Origin of the sequence: Micromonospora sp. WMMD710 (assembly GCF_029626045.1) — a bacterium.
Lineage (GTDB): Bacteria > Actinomycetota > Actinomycetes > Mycobacteriales > Micromonosporaceae > Micromonospora.
Map to the genome: position 1 here is coordinate 2960440 of NZ_JARUBD010000001.1, position 20465 is coordinate 2980904.

Here is a 20465-nt window from a genome sequence, read left to right on the forward strand (position 1 = left end):
ACCCCCCTAGCCTTGTTGATCAAGAGGTTTGCGTCACGACACGCCGTGCACGATGACGCAAACCTCTTGATCAACAAGGCCGGGGTGGGTGGGTGGGTGGGTGGGTGGGTCAGGCTTGGGAGAGGGTTTCGTCCACCAGGTTTTTGGCTTCGGTTTGGATCTTTTTCAGGTGGTCGGGGCCTTGGAAGGACTCGGCGTAGATCTTGTAGACGTCCTCCGTGCCGGAGGGGCGCGCCGCGAACCAGCCGGACTCGGTGCTGACCTTCAGACCGCCGATCGGGGCCCCGTTGCCCGGTGCGGTGGTCAGCGTCGCGGTGATCGGCTCGCCGGCCAGCTCGGTGGCGGTGACCTGATCCGGGGAGAGCTTGCCGAGCACGGCCTTCTGCTCCCGGGTGGCCGGGGCGTCGATCCGGGCGTACGCGGGCGCGCCGAACCGCTCGGCCAGCTCGGCCCAGTGTTCGCTCGGGGTGCGCCCGGTGGTGGCCAGGATCTCGGAGGCCAGCAGGCAGAGCAGGATGCCGTCCTTGTCGGTGGTCCAGGTCGAGCCGTCGCGGCGCAGGAACGACGCTCCGGCGCTCTCCTCACCGCCGAAGCCCACCGCGCCGTCCAGCAGGCCGGGCACGAACCACTTGAAGCCGACCGGCACCTCCAGCAGCGGCCGGCCCAGGTCGGCGGCGACCCGGTCGATCATCGACGAGGACACCAGCGTCTTGCCAACGGCGGCGGACGGACCCCACGCGGTGCGGGTACGGAACAGGTGACCGATCGCCACCGCCAGGTAGTGGTTGGGGTTCATCAGGCCGGCATCCGGGGTGACGATCCCGTGCCGGTCGGCGTCGGCGTCGTTGCCGGTGGAGATCTGGAAGTCGGCGCGGGCGGCGATCAGCGACGCCATCGCGTTCGGCGACGAGCAGTCCATCCGGATCTTGCCGTCGCCGTCCAGGGTCATGAACCGCCAGGTCGGGTCGACCGTCGGGTTGACCACGGTCAGGTCCAGTCGGTGCCGCTCGGCGATCTCACCCCAGTACGCCACGCTCGCCCCGCCGAGCGGGTCCGCGCCGATCCGGATCCCGGCGTCGCGGATCGCGTCGATGTCGATCGCCGCGGGCAGGTCGTCGACGTAGTGGGCGAGGAAGTCGTACTCCCCGGTGGTGTCGGCGGCGCGAGCCCGCGCGTAGGTGATCCGGCGGACCTCCTTGAGCCCGGCGGCGAGGATCGCGTTAGCCCGGTCCTGGATCCACCGGGTGACGTCGGTGTCGGCCGGCCCGCCGTTGGTCGGGTTGTACTTGAAGCCGCCGTCGTCCGGCGGGTTGTGCGACGGGGTGATGACGATGCCGTCGGCGAGCCCGCTGGTCCGCCCCCGGTTGTGGGTGAGGATCGCGTGCGACAGCGCCGGGGTCGGCGTGTAGCCGTCACGGCTGTCCACCAGCACGGTGACCCCGTTGGCGGCGAGGACCTCCAGGGCGTCCACGGCGGCCGGCGCGGAGAGCGCGTGCGTGTCCCGCGCGAGGAACAGCGGGCCGTCCAGGCCCTGCTCCCGCCGGTAGTCGCAGAGCGCCTGGGTGACCGCGAGGATGTGGTCGGAGTTGAACGCGTTGCGCAGGCTGGAACCCCGGTGGCCGGAGGTGCCGAAGGAGACCTGCTGCGCCGGGTCCGCTGGGTCCGGATGTTCGGCGTAGTAGGCAGTCACCAGGCGCGGCACGTCGACCAGGTCGGCGGGCTCGGCGGGCTGGCCGGCACGGGGATGGGTCACGGGGGTCTACCTCCTCGATAGTGCGACGGTCACGGCTCGACCCGTTGGCCCTTGCCGATGACCACGATGCCGTTGTCGGAGACGGTGTAGCGCTGCCGGTCCTTCTCCAGGTCGACGCCGATCTCGACGCCCTCCGGGACGAACACGTTCTTGTCCAGGATCGCCCGCCGGACCACCGCGTGGCGGCCGATCTCGACACCCTCCATCAGCACCGAACCCTCGACGTGCGCCCAGGAGTGCACCCGCACCTTCGGTGACACGATCGAGTTCTCCACCAGCGAGCCCGAGATCACCACGCCCGGAGAGACCATCGAGCCGACCGCGCGGCCAACGCGCTCACCCCACTGGTGGACGAACTTCGCCGGCGGCCACGGCGGCTGCTCGGTGTAGATCGGCCAGTCGAAGTTGTAGAGGTTGAACACGGGGTGCACGTTGATCAGATCCATGTGCGCGTCGTAGAACGAGTCGAGCGTCCCCACGTCGCGCCAGTAGCCGCGGTCCCGGTCGGTGCTGCCCGGCACCTCGTTGTCGCGGAAGTCGTAGACGTTCGCCTCGCCCCGCTCGACGAGCATCGGGATGATGCTGCCACCCATGTCGTGCTTGCTGGTCTTGTCCTCCGCGTCGCGCTCGACCGCCTCACACAGCGCGCGGGTGGTGAAGACGTAGTTGCCCATCGAGGCGTAGATCTCGTCGGGCGCGTCCGGAAGGCCGACCGCGTCGGTGGGCTTCTCGCGGAACGCCCGGATGCGCCGGCCGTCCTCGCCGACCTCGATGACGCCGAACTGGTCGGCCATTGACAGCGGCTGGCGGATGCCGGCGACGGTCACCGCGGCACCGGAGGCGATGTGGTCCTCCACCATCTGCCGCGGGTCCATCCGGTAGATGTGGTCGGCGCCGAAGACGATCACGTAGTCGGGCTGCTCGTCGTTGATCAAATTGAAGCTCTGGTAGATGGCGTCGGCCGAGCCGGCGAACCACCACGGGCCGCGCCGCTGCTGTGCGGGAACCGGGGTGACGTAGTTGCCGAGCAGCGTGGACATCCGCCAGGTCTTGGTGATGTGTCGGTCGAGGGAGTGGGACTTGTACTGGGTCAGCACGACGATCTTGAGATAGCCGGCGTTGGCCAGGTTGGAGAGGACGAAGTCGACCATGCGGTACATCCCGCCGAACGGGACGGCCGGCTTGGCCCGGTCCGTGGTGAGTGGCATCAGGCGCTTGCCCTCCCCACCCGCCAGGACGATCGCGAGCACCTTGGCAGCCATGCCCCGACGCTATCCACCCGCGTCGGACTTCACCACTCGTACGGGGAGTCTTCTGCACTAGGGTGCGGGGTCATGACGGAACCCACCCCGCTGCGCGTCGATCTGCTCACCCGCGAGTACCCGCCGGAGGTCTACGGCGGCGCGGGCGTGCACGTCGAGTACCTGGCCCGGGAGTTGCGCCGCCTCGCCGACGTCCGCGTGCACTGCTTCGGGCTGCCGCGCACCGAGCCGGGCGTCACCGCGTACGCCGAACCGCCCGGCCTGACCGGCGCGAACGCCGCGCTGCGCGTGATGGGCGTGGATCTGGAGATGGCCGCCGGCACCGCCGGCGCGGACGTGGTGCACAGCCACACCTGGTACGCGAACCTGGCCGGGCACACCGCGAAGCTGCTGCACGGGGTGCCGCACGTGCTGACCGCGCACAGCCTGGAGCCGCTGCGGCCGTGGAAGGCCGAGCAGCTCGGCGGCGGGTACGCGCTCTCGTCCTGGTGTGAGCGCACGGCGGTGGAGGCCGCCGACGCGGTGATCGCGGTCAGTGGCGGGATGCGCAACGACGTGCTGACCGCCTACCCGCAGGTCGACCCGGACCGGGTCCGGGTGGTCTACAACGGCATCGACACCGTGCAGTACGCGCCGGACCACGGCACCGACGTGCTCGACCGGCTCGGCATCGACCCGGCGCTGCCCAGCGTGGTGTATGTGGGAAGGATCACCCGCCAGAAGGGGCTGCCCTACCTGCTGCGCGCCGCCCGGGAGCTGCCGGCGGACACCCAGCTCGTGCTGCTCGCTGGCGCGCCGGACACGGCGGAGATCGCCGCCGAGGTCGAGGAGCTGGTCGCCGAGCTGCGGGCCAACCGATCCGGGGTGATCTGGGTGGCCGAGATGCTGCCCAAGCCCGAGGTGATCCAGGTGCTCACCCACGCCACGGTCTTCGCCTGCCCGTCGGTGTACGAGCCCATGGGCATCGTCAACCTGGAGGCGATGGCCTGCGAGACGGCCGTGGTGGCGACCGCCACCGGCGGCATCCCCGAGGTGGTGGTCGACGGCGAGACGGGCCTGCTGGTGCCGATCGAGCAGGCCACCGACGGCTCCGGCACCCCACTGGACCCGGACCGCTTCGTGGCCGACCTGGCGGCGGCGATCAACACGCTGCTCGCCGACCAGGCGCGTACCGAGCGGTTCGGCCTGGCGGGTCGGCGGCGGGCGGTCGAGCACTTCTCCTGGGACGCCATCGCCCGCCAGACCCAGGACGTGTACCGCTCGGTCATGGCGAGCTGAGGGAGACAGCGTCAGGCGACGTGGAGGGTGGCGGCGAGCTGGGCCAGTTCGGCCAGGCAACCCGTGTACGAGCAGGTCATCGACGACGTGATCCGCTCGATTCAGTCCGGTGCCCTGCGACCCGGGGACAAGCTGCCCTCGATCGCGGAACTGGGCGAGCAGTACCAGGCCAGCCCTACGCCAATCAGATTCGCACTGCGGATCCTGGATGAGCGGGGCTGGATCGAGGTGCACCAGGGCAAGGGGTCGTTCGTGGCACCGAACCCGCCCGCCTGAGCGCGAGCACACCTTCGTTTCCTTGATCGTTGGCTGCTGGGCGATACGACACGCCGAGCGCGGTGCTGCTGAAGAGTCACCGATCGGCAGCCGTTCGGACGCCACCGCCGGCTCGCGCTCTGGAATCGCCCACTTGGCCCGTTCGCGTGCTGCCTGATGGCTTCGATCGACTTGCCGTGCGGGAAACCGCGGCATCGAACGTGCGCTGATACTCCGGCCGCACGAACGCGAGTGGATCCCGACAACGGGCGGCCGGTCAGGGAACGGCTACAACAGCGGCCACTAGTCGTCCGGCGTGATCAGCGTCAAGGTCGGGAAGTACGTGCGGTAGTGCGCTCCGTCACGGGTCAAGAGGTGGTATCGGCAGACGGCGGCGTGTGCACCGATGTAGAAGTCCGCCACCGGCGAGCGCTTGGTGCCGCCGAGCTTCCGGTACCGCGCATATGCCTTGCCTGCAAGAAAGCCGGCCAGGTAGGGCAATTCCTCGCGGAGGAAGTCCCCCGCCGGCAGGGCCTCGTCCAGTTCCTCGATGCGGGCGAAACGGACCGACACTTCCGCGTACACGATGGGGTTGATCACTAGGTGGCCCGCGTCGCGGGCCTCGGCGAGGGCGGCGGCAGACCACTGGGCCCACTTAGGGTCGTCGGTGAAGACGTCCAGCAGCACGTTGGTATCGACCAGGGTCGTCACTACGCCGGTTGGACGCGATGGCACTGCGCGCAGCCTCTCACTCGCCACGCAGCAGCTCCATCAGTTCCTCGGTGGACATGTGCTCGGTCTCCTTGGCGCTGCCCCGCCCGCGCATGTGTCGGACGAGGCGTTGACCTCGGGTTTCGGCGCCCTGCACGCGCACTATGCGCAGGGCGCCGCCCTCCTCGACCACGTCGACCTCATCGCCCTCATGCAGGTTGTAACGGGCTCGCAGCGCGGCCGGGATGGTCACCTGGCCCTTGCTGTTCAGCCGCATGCTCGGTACCTCCGTCACGTAATACCAACGATACGTGACACCTCTCGTTACGCGGCGCGTCCTGGCGAACCGCACCTGGGACTGACCGGGGTGCTTGGCCGCGCGCGAACGGATCTCGCGCAGTAGGTTGGCGGGGTGACTGGACGGTTCCCGATCGAAGACGTCTCCCCCGTCGTCTCGTGCGGGCGGTACCCGGCCAAGGCGGTGGTCGACGAGCCGGTTCCGGTGTCGGCGCGCGCCTACCGGGAGGGGCATGACGCGCTCGGCTGCACCGTGGTGTGGGCCGGCCCGGACGGCGCCCAGCGCCCGTCCACCCGGATGCGCCCCGGCGAGCCCGGCCAGGACCGTTGGCACGCCACCATCCGCCCCGACGCGGTGGGCGAATGGACCTTCTCCGTCGAGGCGTTCCAGGACCCGTACCTGACCTGGCAGAACGCGGTGACCAAGAAGATCGCCGCCGGGCAGGGGCCGGAGGACCTGGCCAACGACCTGGCCGAAGGCGCCCGGGTGCTGGCCGCCGCCCGGGACCTCGTGCCGGCCGCCGACCGGCCCCGCGTCGCCGCCGCGCTCACCGCCCTCGCCGACACCGACCTGCCGTTGCCGCAGCGCGTCGGCCCGGCGCTGGCCCTGGCCGACCTGCTCTGGGAGCACCCGGTACGGGAGCTGGTCACCGCCGGTGACACGTACTCGATCTGGGTGGACCGCAAGCGGGCCCTCTACTCGGCCTGGTACGAGTTCTTCCCCCGCTCCGAAGGAGCGGTGGGCGACGTCTCCGGCACCTTCGCGACCGCCACCGAGCGGCTTCCCGGCGTGGCGGCGATGGGCTTCGACGTGCTCTACCTGCCGCCGATCCACCCGATCGGCCGGATCAACCGCAAGGGCCGCAACAACGCGCTCACCGCCGGGCCGACCGACGTGGGCTCGCCGTGGGCGATCGGCGCCGCCGAGGGCGGCCACGACACCATCCACCCCGACCTGGGTACGCCGGCGGACTTCCGCGCCTTCATCGAGGCGGCGGCGGCGCAGGGCCTGGAGGTGGCGATGGACCTGGCGTTGCAGTGCGCGCCGGACCACCCGTGGGTCACCGAGCACCCGGAGTGGTTCACCACCCGGGCCGACGGCAGCATCGCGTACGCGGAGAACCCGCCCAAGAAGTACCAGGACATCTACCCGGTCAACTTCGACAACGACCCGGAGGGCATCCGCGCCGAGGTGCGGCGGGTGGTGCTGCACTGGGTGGGCGAGGGCATCCGGATCTTCCGGGTGGACAACCCGCACACCAAGCCGTTCGACTTCTGGCACTGGCTGATCGCCGAGGTCAAGGCGGTCGATCCGGACGTGCTGTTCCTGGCCGAGGCGTTCACCCGGCCGGCCATCATGCACGGCCTCGGCAAGATCGGCTTCACCCAGTCGTACACCTATTTCACCTGGCGCACGACGGCCGCCGAGATGCGGGCGTACTGCGAGGAGTTGATCGAGGCGGCCGACTACATGCGGCCGAACTTCTGGCCGAACACCCCGGACATCCTGCACGAGTCGTTGCAGCACGGCGGCCCGCCGATGTTCAAGATCCGGGCGGTGCTGGCCGCGCTGCTCTCCCCCTCCTGGGGTCTCTACGCCGGCTACGAGCTGTTCGAGCACGTGGCCCGGCCGGGCGCCGAGGAATACCTGGACAACGAGAAGTACGAGCTGCGGCCCCGGGACTGGGCCGGCGCCGAGGCGCAGGGCCGCTCGCTGGCGCCGTTCCTGGCCACCCTCAACCGGGTACGCCGCGACAACCCGGCCCTGCACCAGCTGCGCAACCTGCGCTTCCACGAGATCGACAACCCGGCGCTGCTCTGCTGGTCCAAGCACGACCCGGAGACCGGCAACACCGTCATCGTGATCTGCTCGTTCGACCCGCGCGTCGTGCAGTGGGGCAACACCACCCTCGACATGCCGGCGCTGGGCTTCGACTGGCACGAACGGTTCACCGTGCACGACGAGCTGACCGGCACCAGCTACGACTGGGGTCAGCGCAACGCGGTACGCCTCGACCCGTACCTGCAACCCGCGCACGTGCTGACCGTGCGCCGGCCGACGCCGCCCGCCGCGCCGGCGCCCGCCGGTGTCGAACCGGCGGACCTGACCGTCGCCGACGTCCCGGACGACCTGTCCGGAGGCACCGCGCCGACGACCCCGGCACCGACAGCCGCCACCGACCCGGCGGCGGCTCCGCGCCCGGCCGCGGCCCGCCCCGCCGCCTCCGCACCGACCGACGCCGCCCCGAAGGACGCCCGATGGACCAGCTGATCACCGGCGCGACGCACGACCCGCACGCGCTGCTCGGCGCGCACCCCGCCGACTCCGCCACGACGATCCGCACGATGCGCCGGGGCGCCGGTGACGTGGTGCTGCTCGTCGGCGACGAGCGGTACCCGATGAAGCGGGTGCACGACGTGGGCGTCTTCGAGGCCCAGGTCGAGGGCACCGTGCTCGACTACCGGGTGGAGGTCGACGGGACCGCGCACGACGACCCGTACCGCTACCCGCCGACCCTTGGCGAACTGGACCTGCACCTGATCGGCGAGGGCCGGCACGAGCGGCTGTGGGACGCGCTCGGCGCGCGGGTCTTCGACGAGGGTGTGGCGTTCAGCGTGTGGGCGCCCAACGCCCGTGGGGTGCGGGTGGTCGGCGACTTCACCGGTTGGGGCCCGGACGACGGCTGGCCGATGCGGTCACTCGGCTCCAGCGGCGTGTGGGAGCTGTTCGTGCCCAACGCCCGCGTCGGCGCCCGCTACAAGTACCGGGTCCTCGGCGCCGACGGGCAGTGGCGGGACAAGGCCGACCCCCTCGCGGCGTACGCGGAGGTGCCGCCGGCCACCGCCTCGGTGGTGCACCACTCGACGTACCGGTGGAACGACGCGGACTGGCTGGCCCGGCGGGCCGAGCGCCAGCCCCACCAGGAGCCGATGAGCGTGTACGAGGTGCACCTCGGCTCCTGGCGGCCCGGCCTCGGTTACCGCGAACTGGCCGACCAGCTCGTCGCGTACGTCACCGAGCTGGGCTTCACGCACGTGGAGTTCCTGCCGGTGATGGAGCACCCGTTCGGCGGTTCCTGGGGCTACCAGGTGACCGGCTACTTCGCGCCGACGTCCCGCTTCGGCGACCCGGACGACTTCCGCCACCTCGTCGACTCCCTGCACGCCGCCGGCATCGGCGTGATCCTCGACTGGGTGCCCGCGCACTTCCCCAAGGACGAGTGGGCGCTCGCGCGCTTCGACGGCACCCCGCTCTACGAGCACCCCGACCCGCGCCGGGGCGAGCACCCCGACTGGGGCACGTACGTGTTCGACTTCGGCCGCCGCGAGGTCCGCAACTTCCTGGTCGCGAACGCCCTCTACTGGTGCGACCAGTTCCACGTCGACGGGCTGCGGGTCGACGCGGTCGCCTCGATGCTCTACCTGGACTACTCCCGCGAGCACGGCCAGTGGGCCCCCAACCAGTACGGCGGTCGGGAGAACCTGGAGGCCATCGCTTTCATGCAGGAGGTGAACGCGACCGTCTACAAGCACCACGCCGGCGTCGTCATGATCGCCGAGGAGTCCACCGCCTGGCCGGGCGTGACCCGCCCGACGGCCGACGGCGGGCTGGGCTTCGGCTTCAAGTGGAACATGGGCTGGATGCACGACACCCTGCTCTACACCTCGAAGGATCCGATCTACCGCCAGCACCACCACCACCAGCTCACGTTCTCCCTGGCGTACGCCTGGAGCGAGAACTACGTGCTGCCGATCAGCCACGACGAGGTCGTGCACGGTAAGGGGTCACTGGCCGGCAAGATGCCCGGCGACACCTGGCAGCGGCTGGCCAACGTACGGGCGCTGCTGGCGTACATGTGGGCGCACCCGGGCAAGCAGCTGCTCTTCATGGGCTCCGAGCTGGCCGACGACCGGGAGTGGAGCGAGGAGCGGGGCCTCGACTGGTACCTGCTGCACGACCCGGCCCGCGCCGGCGTGCAACGGCTCGTCGGCGACCTCAACCGGGTCTACCGGGACACGCCGGCCCTCTGGGCACAGGACACCGCACCGGCCGGGTTCCGCTGGATCGCCGGCGACGACGTCGCCAACAACACCGTGTCGTTCGTCCGGATCGCCCCGGACGGCTCGACGCTGGTGTGCGTGGCGAACTTCTCCGCCCAGCCGCTGCACGACTACCGGATCGGGCTACCGGCCGGCGGGACGTGGACCGAGGTGCTCAACACCGACGCGCACCACTACGGCGGGTCGGGCGTGGGCAACCTGGGCGAGGTCCGCGCCGAGGACGTGCCGTGGCACGGAATGGTGGCGTCGGCGGCCCTCCAGGTGCCTCCGCTGGGCGCGGTCTGGCTCCGCCAGGGCTGACGAACGCGGCGACGCTCAGACCAGGTTGGCGTCTCGGAGCAGCTGCCACAGGCCGGCGCCGTCGGGCGCGGACAGCCACTTCTGCCCCACCGGTCCCGACGAGGGGCGGCCGGCGGGGGCGGGCAGGCTACCGGCCAGCACCGACTGGGTCGGGGACAGTCGGCGGATCGCCACCCCGGCGACGTTCTCCGGGTGGGCGGCGGCGAACTCCCGGTAGATCTCCTGGTCGTGCTGGCCGTCGTCGCCCACCAGCAGCCAGCGCACGTCGGGGAACTCCTTGGCCAGCCGGGCCAGGGTGGAGCGCTTGTGCTCCATGCCGCTGCGGAACCAGCGGTCGGCCGTCGGCCCCCAGTCGGTGAGCAGCAGCGGCCCGGCCGGGTAGAGGTGCCGGGACAGGAACCGGGTCAGCGTCGGCGCGACGTTCCACGCGCCGGTGGAGAGGTAGAAGACCGGCGAACCGGGGTGCGCGGTGACGAGGCGTTCGAAGAGCACCGCCATGCCGGGTACGGCGGCGCGGGCGTGCTCGTCGAGCACGAACGTGTTCCACGCGGCGAGCAGCGGCCGGGGCAGCGCGGTGACCATCACCGTGTCGTCGATGTCGGAGAGGATGCCGAACGTGACGTCCGGGTCGAGGATGCGCACCGGCGCGTCGACCGGCTCGGCGTCGGGGACGCCGAGCCGGACCGTGCCCCAGCCGGGCGGCAGGTCGGCCTCGACCAGCGTGTCGACGAAGCCGCTGCGGTCGGCCCGCGTCTCGTGGCGCACCCCGCCGGCCTCGATGGTCACCGTGACGTGTTTCGCCGGCAGGGTGGTGAAGCTGCGCCAGCCACGAACCTTGTCCAGGCGGCCCCGCTGGCGGGTGTCCGGACGGCCCAGCAGCACCCGGCACATCACCCGTACCCAGCCCGGGGCGCCGTAGCCGGTGTACGCGACGATGTTGACCCGCCAGCCGGTGCGGCGCAGGCGGCGCTCCACGAGCTGGTGAACGGCGTCCTCGATCCGCGCTGCCCGGTGCAGGTTCGGAACGGCCAGTTGGCCGGCGGGAGTGGGTGGCACGCGCCAACCCTGCCACACGTCGACACCCACGGCCACGCGAGCCGGCCCCGGCTGCGCAGAACCTCCCCGGCCCGCCCGCCGTCCGTGAAACACTCCGGTCGGGACGACGACGGGGGCGTTGGTCGTGTCGCATCCAGAGCAGCACCGTGGGCGGTGGCGCCCGAGACTCGACCGGCCGGCGCTCGTGGCGCTGCTGTTCGGGCTGGTCGGCGTCGTCTACCGGCTGGTCCTGACGCTGTACACGGTGCCGGTATCGAACAGCGACGAGGCCACCTTCGGCCTCGCCGCGCTGCACATCGGGCAGGGCCGGGAACGGCCGGTCTTCCTGTACGGCCAGCACTACATGGGGATGCTGGAGTCGTACCTGGCGGCGCCGCTGGTCGCGCTGGCCGGACCGAGCTGGCCGGTGCTGCGGCTGCCGATGCTCGCGCTGTACGCGCTCTTCCTCTACCTGATCCACCGGTTGACCCGCCGGATCTGCGCGCCCTGGTTCGCCACCTTCGTCGTCGGCCTGCTCGCGCTCGGGCCGGAGCGGGTGGTACGCGACCAGCTCACCGTCGTCGGCGGGCGGCCGGAGGTGAAGCCGGCGGTGCTGCTGATGCTGCTGATCACCGTGGGACTGGCCGCCGGCACGGTGCACCGCCGTCGGCTCGCCGTCGCACTGTTCGGCCTGCTCGTCGGTGTGGCCGCCTGGTCGGACTGGCTGATCCTGCCGTACCTGGCGGTGGCCGGGCTGGCGCTGGTGTGGGCGCTGCGCCGGGAGCTGCTCGGTTGGTCCGGTCTGCTGCTGGTGGCGGGCTTCGTGGTCGGGGTCGCGCCGATGATCGTCGACAACCTGCGTGCCGGGCCGGGTGAGGACTCGCTGACGGTGTTCCGGGAGGTCAGCACCACGGCGGGGCCGCTGCCGTCGTGGTCCGAGCGGATCTCCGGTGGCCTGCTGGAGGGGGTGCCGCTGGCGCACGGGCTCTGCCCGGTGGACGGCTGCGGGCGCTGGCAGCAGTGGTTCGGGCTGCTCTACCCGCTGCTGCTGGTGGCCGCCGCGGCGCTCGCCGTACTCGCGTACCGCCGGGCCGCCGGCGGGCCGCGCGGGGAGCGGGTCGGGCCGGTCGTACAGCTCGCGCTGGTCGCGGGCGCGGCGTTGACCCTGCTGTCGTACGTGCGCAGCCCGCTCGCCGCGACCAGCCCACTGGACAACGCCCGCTACCTGTCGGTGCTGCAACTGTCACTGCCGGCGGTGCTCTGGCCGCTCTGGGTGGCGGCCCTGACCTCCTGGCGGGGCACGGTCAGCGTGCTCGGCCGGCTCACCGGCGCGCTGGCCACCGCGGTGCTGGTCGCGCTGACCGCGATCACGCTGGTGATCACCGTGCTGTTCGCGACGACCGGCACCGCCGCGTCGCGGACCGAGGAGCGCCAGGCCCGGGACCTGGCCGCCGCCCTGCGCGCCGACGGCCCGCACGAGGTGTACGGGGACTACTGGACCTGCAACCGGCTGATCTTCAACACCGACGAGAGGGTCGTCTGCGGCGTGCTCGACGCCGACCTGTCCCCCGGGCAGAACCGCTACCGGCCGTACTGGCGGCAGGTCGGCCGGGCCGAACGGCCGGGTTACGTGGTGGAGGTCGACTCCCCGATGGACCGCCGGCTGCGCCGGTTGCTCGCCGACTCCGCCGACGCCGCGCTCGTCCGGGAGGTCGGCGGCTATCGCGTGTACCACCCCGACACACCGGTGCGGCCGTGGCGGTAGAGCCGGGTCGTACGCTGGCCGGGCCGGCGCGCGGGGCGCCGTCGCACCCGTCGAGGAGACCCGATGCTCATCCTGCTGCCGCCCTCGGAGGGAAAGGCCGATGCCGGCACCGGACGGCGCTGGGCCGCGGACCGGCTGTCGATGCCCGAGCTGAACCCGGCCCGCGAGCGGGTCCTCGACGCGCTGGTGGCGCTCTGCGCCGGCCCGGACGAGGAGGCGGCTCGGACGGCGCTCGGCCTCAGCGACGGGCAGCGCGGCGAGCTGCGGCGCAACGCCCGACTGCGGGCGGCGGCCACCGCACCGGCCGAACGGCTCTACACGGGGGTGCTCTACGAGGCGCTGGAGCTGGCCTCGCTGCCGGCACCGGCACAGCGGGCGGCCCGCCGGTCGATCCTGATCAGCTCGGGTCTGTGGGGCGCGGTGCGGCTGGCCGACCGGATCCCGCCGTACCGCTGCCCGATCGGCGCCCGCCTGCCCGGCGTGGGCGCGCTGTCGGCGTACTGGCGCGGGGAGCTGGCGCCGGCGCTGGACGCCGCCGCCGGCCGGGGGACGGTGCTGGACCTGCGCTCCGGCGCGTACGCGGCCACCTGGACGCCACGCGGGGAGCTGGCCGAGCGGACGGTCACCGTGCGGGTGCTGCACGAACGGGAGGTCGACGGTGCGCCGGTCCGTTCGGTGGTGAGCCACTTCAACAAGGCGGCCAAGGGGCGGCTGGTGCGTGACCTGCTGGTCGCCGGGGCCCGGCCGCGTACCGCCGCGGAGCTGATCGGCACGCTGCGGGAGCTGAAGCACACCGTCGAGGAGCAGACCGTCGCGCCGGGCCGGGTGCGGCAGGTGGATCTGGTCGTCACCGACCTGTGACGGCGGGCAGCCGCAAGATTTGCTCAAGGCTCGGCGCGAGCGGTTCCGCAATGGCGTCGCAGGGGCCACGGTAGGAGAACCCAGACTCCGACAAGGGAAGCCTCCGTTGACCCGCGAACCCGCCCTGCTCGATGGACTCCGCACCCCGGCGACGCCACCCCCACTGGACTGGCTGACCCTGGGCGACGCGTTCGAGGCCGCCTGCCTGCTGCGCTGCACGCCACCGCCGACCGCCGCCCGACCGGGCACGACGCCCAGGTCGTACACCCCGGCTGTCGAGTTCAACCGGGAGGACGCCGCCCAACGGATGCGCCAGCTGCTCGGACGGCTGGACATCCCGGTGACCCACGAGGCGGCCGTCGGTGGCCTGCGTCGCCGCTATGAGCTGCACCGGCTCTGGGTGCCCCGGGAACACCACAGGACGTACACCCGGCTGTTGGACGCCGGCTGGTGGCAGGGGCGTCGGGAGCTGCTCGGCGGGCCGCTGCCCGGCGCCTCGCCGGCCCGCCGGCGGTGGGTGTCCCGCCTGGCGGCCTCGGCCTGGCGGTCGGCGCTGCTGGCCGGTGGGCGGCACGTCCGCCGGCACATCCTCGGCGTCCGGATCACCGACCGGGAGCTGGCCGCCGTGCTGATCCGCGGCGCCGCCGTGCTCGACGTGCCGGCCCGGCTGCGCCCGGGCACCGGCTGCTTCCTGGTCAGCGTCGCCGACGGCCCCGACCGGGAGCGGATCCTGAGCAGCGCCGCCCTGGAGCCCGCCCGCCGCCCGGCCTGCTGAACGGGCGCCGGTGACGCGCCGGCCGCCCCGGACGGGCTTGCGCCCACCGGGCCGACGGCGCACAGTGCAGCGCGTGAGGCGTACCCCGTCCAGCCGGCCCGGCCACCGCGGCGCGGGCACGGCGGCCCTGTTGACGCTGCTGCTGACCCTGACGGTGGGCGGCTGCCGGGACACCGCGACCGACCCGGTGCCGATCCGGATCGCCACCGGCAGCCCCACCGCCGTCTACTACGCCTTCGGGCAGTCCCTGGCGGCCATCCTCAACCGGGAACTACCCGACGTACGGGCCAGCGTGGTGGTCACCGCCGCCTCGGCGGAGAACGTCCGACTGGTCGGCTCCGGCGACGCCGAGCTGGGCTTCACCCAGGCCGACGTGCTGCTCGGCCCCACCGCGGCGAGCGCGTCGATCAACGCGATCGCCCGGGTGTACGACGACCAGCTGCACCTGGTCACCACGGGCGGTGGCCCGGTGCGTACCGTCGCCGACCTGGGTGGGCGGCGGGTGTCCGTCGGCGCCCCCGGCTCGGGTACCGAGATCACCGCGAGCCGCCTGCTGGAGGTGGCGCGGCTCGGCGGCGACGCGGTGCACCGCGAACGGCTCGGACTGGACGACTCGGTGGCCGCGCTGCGTGCCGGGCGCATCGACGCGTTCTTCTTCTCCGGCGGGCTTCCGGTGCGGGGCATCGAGGAGCTGGCCTGGCGCAGCGCCACCCGGATCGTCGACCTGAGCGAGTGGACCGAGCGCCTGCGCTCCCGCTACGGCCCGGTCTACGTCTCCCGGGACATTCCCCGCTCGGTGTACGGCGTCGACCGGGTGACCACGGTGGCCGACCCGAACTACCTGATCGTGCGGGCCAACCTGCCCCAGCGGCTGGTCCGGGAGGTGACCGCACTGTTGATGGACCGGCGGGCCGAGCTGGCCGCAGCGCATCCGGCGGCGGGACGGATGAGCCCCCGCTCGGCGATCGTCACCGCCCCGCTGGCGCTGCACCCCGGCGCGGCGGCCTGGTACCGCGCGGCCAAACCCTGACGGTCGCCCGTCACCCGGCGGGGACGGGCCGCGCCGGCCCGGCGGGTTCGGTGTCCACGGCCACCCGGTCGACCTCGGGACCGGGTGGCGGCGCCGGAAACCACAGGCCGGCGACCAGCCCCCGCGACTCCCCCGCGCGCATCGTGAGCCGCCCGTCGGAGGCGTCCACCAGCACCGCGACGATGGTCAGGCCGAGCCCCGCGCCGTCGACGTTCTGCGCGTCCGGTGCCCGCCAGAACCGCTCGGTGGCCTGGCCGAGCTGACTCTCGGTCATGCCCGGGCCAGAGTCGCGCACCTCCAGGACCACCCCGTCGTCACGGTGGGCCACCGTCACGGTCACCGCACCGCCGGGCCCGCTGAACTTCACCGCGTTGTCGATCAGCGCGTCCAACGCCTGGTCGACGGCGGTCGGCACGGTCCGGGCGTACGCCGGGGCATCGCTCGTGGCCAGCCGCAGCGTGACCGACCGGTGCCGGGCCAGCGGTGCCCACGCGGCCACCCGGGACGTCGCCACCGCGGCGGCGTCGACGGTGACCCGCTCGTTCTCCTCGCGTTCGGCCCGGGCCAGGGTGAGCAGCGCGTCGAGCACCAGCGCCAGCCGGTCGGTCTCCTCCAGCGCCAGCCGGTGCTCGGAGCGGCCGTCCTCGTCGGTGAGGCTGGGGCCCAGTTCCTCCACCCGCAGCCGCAGCGCGGTGAGCGGGTTACGCAGTTGGTGGCTGGCGTGCGCCACGAAGGCACGCTGCCGGTCCATCACGTCGGAGACCACGTCGGCCATGTGGTTGAAGCCGGCCGCGAGCCGGCGCAGCTCCGGCGGGCCGAGGCGGTGCTGCACCCGGGCGCTCCGGTCGCCCTCCGCGATCACGTGGGTGACCGCGTCCAGTTCGGTGACCGGGCGCAGCACCCAACCGGCCAGCCCGAACGCGGTGAGCACGCAGGCCAGTACGGCGAGCAGACCCGCCAGGGCGAGCAGCAGCCACCAGAGTGCGACGGCCCGGCGGATCGGGTCGGCAGGGGTCACGATCACCACCGCGCCGAGCACCTCGCCACCGTCGCTGACCGGCACGGCCACCACCACCGGCGCGGTCGTCCACGGCCACACCGACCCGGGGGCGCTGGTCTGCTGCCCGGACAGCGCGATGTCCAACACCGTGGCGGTCGCGGCGGGCTGCCACCGCGGCGAGGCGATCAGCGTGCCCCGGTCCCGGTCGACGACCGCCGCTCCGATCGCGTACAACTCGTCGTAGCTGCGCAGCTCAGACTCGATCGGGTCCGGCCCGCCGCCGCGCAGCGTCGGCCCGGCCAGCGACGCGAACCGGGTGGCGTCGGCCAACCGGTCGGCGCGGACCCGTTCGGTCTCGCTCGCGGCCAGGGTGGCGGCCAGCGGGGTCTCCAACGCGATCAGGACGAGCACCATCAACAGCAGATAGCTGATCACCAGGCGGCGGCGCACGACGACCCCTCAGACCTCGCGCAGCCGGTAGCCGACCCCGCGTACGGTCTCCACCAGGCGGGCGTCGCCCAACTTGCCGCGCAGCGACCCGACATGCACCTCGACGGTGTGCCGGTCGGCCCAGGTGGTGCCCCAGGCGTCGAGCAGGATGCGGTCGCGGGGCACCGCCACGCCGGGCTGACGGGCCAGCGAGAGCAGCACGTCGAACTCCTTGCGGGTCAACGTGACCAGCCGGCCGTCCACCGTCACCGTCCGGGCGGTCACGTCGATGCGCACCGACCCGGCCTCGATCAGCTGCCGCTCGGGTGCCGCGTTCGCGGCTCGGCGCAGCACCGCCTCGATGCGGGCCTGCAACTCCACCATCGAGAACGGTTTGACGACGTAGTCGTCGGCGCCGAGGCGCAGCCCGAGCACGCGGTCGCGTTCCTCGCCCCGTGCGGTGACCGCGATGATGCCGAGCTGGCTGCTGCGCCGGCGCAACGCCCGGCACAGGTCGGTGCCGTCCCCGTCGGGCAGCGTCAGGTCGAGCAGCACCAGATCGCACGGGGCGGCCGAGAGCGCCGCGGCGACGGTGGCCGCGTGCTCCACCTGGTATCCGCGCCGGGTGAGGGCCGAGGAGAGCGCAGCGGCCACCCGGCGGTCGTCCTCCACCAGCAGGATGCGCACCCGTGCCCCCGTCCCTCGCAGCGCCGTCCTGCGAATGGTGGCAGAAGCGCGCGGTGAGTGGGAGGCCCGCCCACCGGGGGCGGCCGGTCAGAGGCCGAAGACGTCGTCCGCGACGGCGTCCCGGACGCCGTCGGTGAAGCCCCGGAAACCCGGGTCGTCGTGGCGGGCCGGCACGCTGGTGACGTTGACCCCGCTGGCCTGGGTGACCGCGTCGACCAGGGGCGGATAGTCGATCTCGGCGTCGTCGAAGGCGTCGTCGTCCGCCTCGGCCAGATTGATCACGTGCTGCACGTCGTCCGACGGGGTGTCCGGATCCGCGGCCCACTCGCCGCCGGCCCGGTAGCACTCGCCGTACAGCGCGCGCTGGCTGTCGGTCCAGTCGTCGTCGTAGTTCTCCATCGCCATCCCCTCCGCGGCCGCTCCACCTGAGCATGCCGGGCGACGACCGGCGTCGGCGGCGGTACGGCCGAAACGCGTACCGGCCGACGTAGGCTGCGGAGGTGATCTACAAGCTGCTGCCGACCGTGGAGTGGGACGACGCCCGGGCGGCCGGGCACCTGGCCGGCTCGGCGGTGGACCGGCAGGACGGTTTCATCCACCTCTCCGCCGCCGACCAGGTGGTGGAGACGGCCCGTCGGCACTTCGCCGGCGCCACCGGGCTGACCCTGCTGAGCGTCGACGAGCAACGGTTGGGCGACGTGCTGCGCTGGGAGCCGTCGCGGGGCGGGCACCTCTTCCCGCACCTGTACGGTCCGCTGCCGGTCACCGCGGTGGTGGCCGCGCGGGTGTTGCCGGTGGACGTCCCGGTCGCCGACGCGGTGGCCGCGCTGCTGGACTGACACGACCACGCCCCGGTCCGACGGTATCGGGCCGGGGCGCGGAGCGGTGCGCCGATCAGCGGCAGAGGCGGCCAATCTCCTCCTGGAACCGGTCCATCGGGTTGGCCTCGGCCGGCCCGAGCAGGTAGGTCTTCAGCTCCCGGCGGGCCTCGGTCATCGGGTCGTCACCGGCCCGGGTCACCGACACGATCTTCTCCAACTCGCCGCAGTCCCTGGAGAGCAGGTACGCGGCCCGCGCGGTCGGGAACTCGCGGCGGAACTCGTCCTCCGGCAGGCCGGCCGGGTTGGCCACCACGTACGGGCGCTGGCTCTGCACGAAGTCCGAGACCACACTGGACACGTCGCTGATCAGCAGGTCGGTCTGGTTGAAGCAGTCGAACAGCGCCGGCGTGCGGCCGGTGATGACCAGGTGCGTGGTGCCGTCCAGGGAGGACGCGTTCGGGTTGCCGCCGGCGGAGCGGATCGCGTCGACGATCCGCTCGTGCACGGTACGGGCCGCCTTCGACCGCGACCCGGTGAGCGGGTGCGGCTTGTAGATCAGGCGCACCCCGGGGGTCGTGGCCAGCACCCCCTTAACGATCCGCTCACCCATCAGCACCAGCGAGGTGTGGTACGGGTCGTCGTCGAGCCAACCCTCCCAGGTGGGCGCGTACAACACGGTGAACGGCCGGTCCACCGACTCGGCGCCGAAGGTGTGCACCCCGGCGAGCTGCGGCCGGCCGATCTCCACGATGTCGGAGTCGAGCACCCCCACGCCGGCCCGGGCGTACCGCTCCCGGCCCGCCAGGCCGGCGACCCACACCTCGTCGTACACCTTGCTGTAGGGGTTGACGCTGGCCTGCTTGTCGCTGTCACCGTGCCCGACGAAGACGTGCTTCGTGCCGGGCTCGCGCAGCATGTGGATGTTCGCGCCGACGTTCGCGGCGTACAGCGCCGCGCGGATGCTGCCGAGTTCGAGGTTCATGAAGTCCACCCCGGTCGGTACGCAGATCACCGGCAGCCGCGTGTCGGCCAGCTCCAGGAACGCGTCCCGGCTGCGCATCAGCACCACCGCGCGCTGCTGGAGCGCCTCGGTCGGGGCGAGCCACATGTTCGCCTGATAGACGTCCTTCGCCGGGCCGGCGAAGTAGAGCGCCACCTCGGGCCGGTAGGTGTCCAGCCAACGCTGGACGGCCGGCAGCAGCGGGTCCTGCCCCGCGCCCCGGCCACGCAGCCAGGTCAGCGCGATGATCGCGCCCACCACGCCGGTCGCCACCACGGCCACCGCGGCGGCGACGAAGAACGGCGTCACGTCGTGCTGGACCGCGGCGGCCACGGCGGCCGGCACCAGCAGCAGGTTGAGCAGGGGCATCCGGTCACCGGCGACAGCTGCCGCCCAGGCCGGCGGCTGCGGGGCGGCGGACAGCGGACCCAGCTCGATGTTGCGCACCATGGCGGAGAGCGGGTTACGACGCTCGATCATCGTGGAGAACGCCCCGGCGAAGACCGACACGACCCACACCGCGGCGGGCAGGGCGAGCAGCAGGGTCAGCTCACCGCCGGTGAACGGGACCTCGGCGGCGACCAGCAGCACGGCGGCGAGGTCCCGGGTCAACTGCCGGTACGACCAGTGCAGGCCGACCTTCTCCAACAACAGCGGCGACGACGGGGACCAGCGGGCCACGGCGAACTCGCCGACCACCGCGACAAGGCCGGCGACGGCGAACAGACCGACCCATCCGAAGGTGCCGGCGACGAGCATGACCAGGTAGGACAGCACCAGCAGTGCGGCCTGGGCGGCCACCCCGATACGTCCTGTCAACGTGCCGAACAACGAGTTTCGCTCCCTACGAGTTTGATGACCGGCTTGGGCGGGTGGTCCCCGACGCCGATCGCGTCCGGCCGCTCTCCCGCTCTTCGCGCAGGCCGTTCCCCATCACCGAGCTCCTGAGGTGCAGTGTGCCGCGCGGCAGCCCGAGCACGGGCCGGCCGCCTGCGCGTGACTGCGACCTTAACGCGAGAGGGCGTGACGGCATCGCCCGGGTATCGGGTGACAATCCGGTCAAACGCGCACCGGCTGTCCCGGCCGGTGCGCGGTACCGCGTCGGACGACGGACCGGCCGTCCGACCGAAGCGGCCACACACCG

Annotated in this window: 18 protein-coding genes; 9 read left to right on the forward strand and 9 right to left on the reverse strand. The window is 72.5% G+C overall.

The annotated features are described in order from the left end of the window. Positions 1–109: 109 nt before the first annotated feature. Positions 110–1753 (reverse strand): phosphoglucomutase (alpha-D-glucose-1,6-bisphosphate-dependent), encoded by a 1644-nt coding sequence (gene pgm / locus O7620_RS13570; RefSeq protein ID WP_151492791.1) that lies wholly within the window; start codon positions 1751–1753, stop codon positions 110–112. A 29-nt stretch (positions 1754–1782) separates the two neighbouring features. Further along, positions 1783–3015, reverse strand: coding sequence for a glucose-1-phosphate adenylyltransferase (gene glgC, locus O7620_RS13575; RefSeq protein ID WP_151492792.1), 1233 nt, complete (start codon positions 3013–3015; stop codon positions 1783–1785). 72 nt (positions 3016–3087) lie between these two features. Here glgC and glgA point away from each other — a divergent pair, with 72 nt between their 5' ends. Both glgA and O7620_RS13585 read left to right on the forward strand, forming a co-directional pair. After that, on the forward strand, positions 3088–4293 hold the full coding sequence (gene glgA / locus O7620_RS13580; protein ID WP_278123293.1) for a glycogen synthase: 1206 nt from the start codon (positions 3088–3090) through the stop codon (positions 4291–4293). 27 nt (positions 4294–4320) lie between these two features. Then, the gene (locus tag O7620_RS13585; protein ID WP_278123294.1) at positions 4321–4569 is read left to right on the forward strand and encodes a winged helix-turn-helix domain-containing protein; all 249 of its coding nucleotides are present in this window, start codon (positions 4321–4323) and stop codon (positions 4567–4569) included. 282 nt (positions 4570–4851) lie between these two features. Here the strand turns inward: O7620_RS13585 and O7620_RS13590 are convergent, their stop codons facing one another. Both O7620_RS13590 and O7620_RS13595 read right to left on the reverse strand, forming a co-directional pair. Beyond that, the gene (locus O7620_RS13590) at positions 4852–5259 is read right to left on the reverse strand and encodes a type II toxin-antitoxin system VapC family toxin (protein WP_278123295.1); all 408 of its coding nucleotides are present in this window, start codon (positions 5257–5259) and stop codon (positions 4852–4854) included. A 37-nt stretch (positions 5260–5296) separates the two neighbouring features. Next, entirely contained in the window at positions 5297–5554 is a 258-nt protein-coding gene (locus O7620_RS13595; RefSeq protein ID WP_225854809.1) for an AbrB/MazE/SpoVT family DNA-binding domain-containing protein, read from the reverse strand. 117 nt (positions 5555–5671) lie between these two features. Here O7620_RS13595 and O7620_RS13600 point away from each other — a divergent pair, with 117 nt between their 5' ends. Both O7620_RS13600 and glgB read left to right on the forward strand, forming a co-directional pair. Beyond that, positions 5672–7828, forward strand: a complete 2157-nt coding sequence (locus O7620_RS13600) for an alpha-1,4-glucan--maltose-1-phosphate maltosyltransferase (protein WP_278123296.1) — start codon at positions 5672–5674, stop codon at positions 7826–7828. Further along, positions 7816–9918 carry a 1,4-alpha-glucan branching protein GlgB gene (gene glgB, locus O7620_RS13605; RefSeq protein ID WP_278123297.1) on the forward strand — a complete coding sequence of 701 codons (2103 nt, stop codon included), beginning with the start codon at positions 7816–7818 and terminating at the stop codon, positions 9916–9918. The genes O7620_RS13600 and glgB overlap by 13 nt, the downstream gene beginning before the upstream one ends. Before the next feature lie 15 nt (positions 9919–9933). Here glgB and O7620_RS13610 read toward each other — a convergent pair whose 3' ends face one another. Continuing rightward, the gene (locus tag O7620_RS13610) at positions 9934–10974 is read right to left on the reverse strand and encodes a phosphatase domain-containing protein (protein ID WP_278123298.1); all 1041 of its coding nucleotides are present in this window, start codon (positions 10972–10974) and stop codon (positions 9934–9936) included. Between the two features lie 124 nt (positions 10975–11098). Here O7620_RS13610 and O7620_RS13615 point away from each other — a divergent pair, with 124 nt between their 5' ends. The 4 genes from O7620_RS13615 to O7620_RS13630 all read left to right on the forward strand — a co-directional run bounded on the left by O7620_RS13615 (position 11099) and on the right by O7620_RS13630 (position 15384). Beyond that, a complete protein-coding gene (locus O7620_RS13615; protein WP_278123299.1) occupies positions 11099–12718 on the forward strand; it encodes a hypothetical protein in 1620 nt (539 codons plus the stop codon). 63 nt (positions 12719–12781) lie between these two features. Continuing rightward, positions 12782–13579, forward strand: coding sequence for a peroxide stress protein YaaA (yaaA, locus tag O7620_RS13620; RefSeq protein WP_278123300.1), 798 nt, complete (start codon positions 12782–12784; stop codon positions 13577–13579). 106 nt (positions 13580–13685) lie between these two features. After that, positions 13686–14354 (forward strand): hypothetical protein, encoded by a 669-nt coding sequence (locus O7620_RS13625; protein ID WP_278123301.1) that lies wholly within the window; start codon positions 13686–13688, stop codon positions 14352–14354. 64 nt (positions 14355–14418) lie between these two features. Further along, positions 14419–15384 carry a TAXI family TRAP transporter solute-binding subunit gene (locus tag O7620_RS13630; protein ID WP_278123303.1) on the forward strand — a complete coding sequence of 322 codons (966 nt, stop codon included), beginning with the start codon at positions 14419–14421 and terminating at the stop codon, positions 15382–15384. A 10-nt stretch (positions 15385–15394) separates the two neighbouring features. On the opposite strand, the gene O7620_RS13635 is transcribed toward O7620_RS13630, so the two are convergent. The 3 genes from O7620_RS13635 to O7620_RS13645 all read right to left on the reverse strand — a co-directional run bounded on the left by O7620_RS13635 (position 15395) and on the right by O7620_RS13645 (position 17899). Beyond that, on the reverse strand, positions 15395–16834 hold the full coding sequence (locus tag O7620_RS13635; protein ID WP_278123304.1) for a HAMP domain-containing sensor histidine kinase: 1440 nt from the start codon (positions 16832–16834) through the stop codon (positions 15395–15397). 9 nt (positions 16835–16843) lie between these two features. After that, positions 16844–17500, reverse strand: a complete 657-nt coding sequence (locus O7620_RS13640) for a response regulator transcription factor (protein WP_278123305.1) — start codon at positions 17498–17500, stop codon at positions 16844–16846. An 87-nt stretch (positions 17501–17587) separates the two neighbouring features. After that, a complete protein-coding gene (locus O7620_RS13645; RefSeq protein WP_151490708.1) occupies positions 17588–17899 on the reverse strand; it encodes a hypothetical protein in 312 nt (103 codons plus the stop codon). Positions 17900–18000: 101 nt separating this feature from the next. Here O7620_RS13645 and O7620_RS13650 point away from each other — a divergent pair, with 101 nt between their 5' ends. Continuing rightward, positions 18001–18339 carry a DUF952 domain-containing protein gene (locus tag O7620_RS13650; protein WP_151490707.1) on the forward strand — a complete coding sequence of 113 codons (339 nt, stop codon included), beginning with the start codon at positions 18001–18003 and terminating at the stop codon, positions 18337–18339. Between the two features lie 55 nt (positions 18340–18394). On the opposite strand, the gene O7620_RS13655 is transcribed toward O7620_RS13650, so the two are convergent. After that, positions 18395–20152 carry a CDP-glycerol glycerophosphotransferase family protein gene (locus tag O7620_RS13655; protein ID WP_278123306.1) on the reverse strand — a complete coding sequence of 586 codons (1758 nt, stop codon included), beginning with the start codon at positions 20150–20152 and terminating at the stop codon, positions 18395–18397. Between the last annotated feature and the right edge of the window lie 313 nt (positions 20153–20465).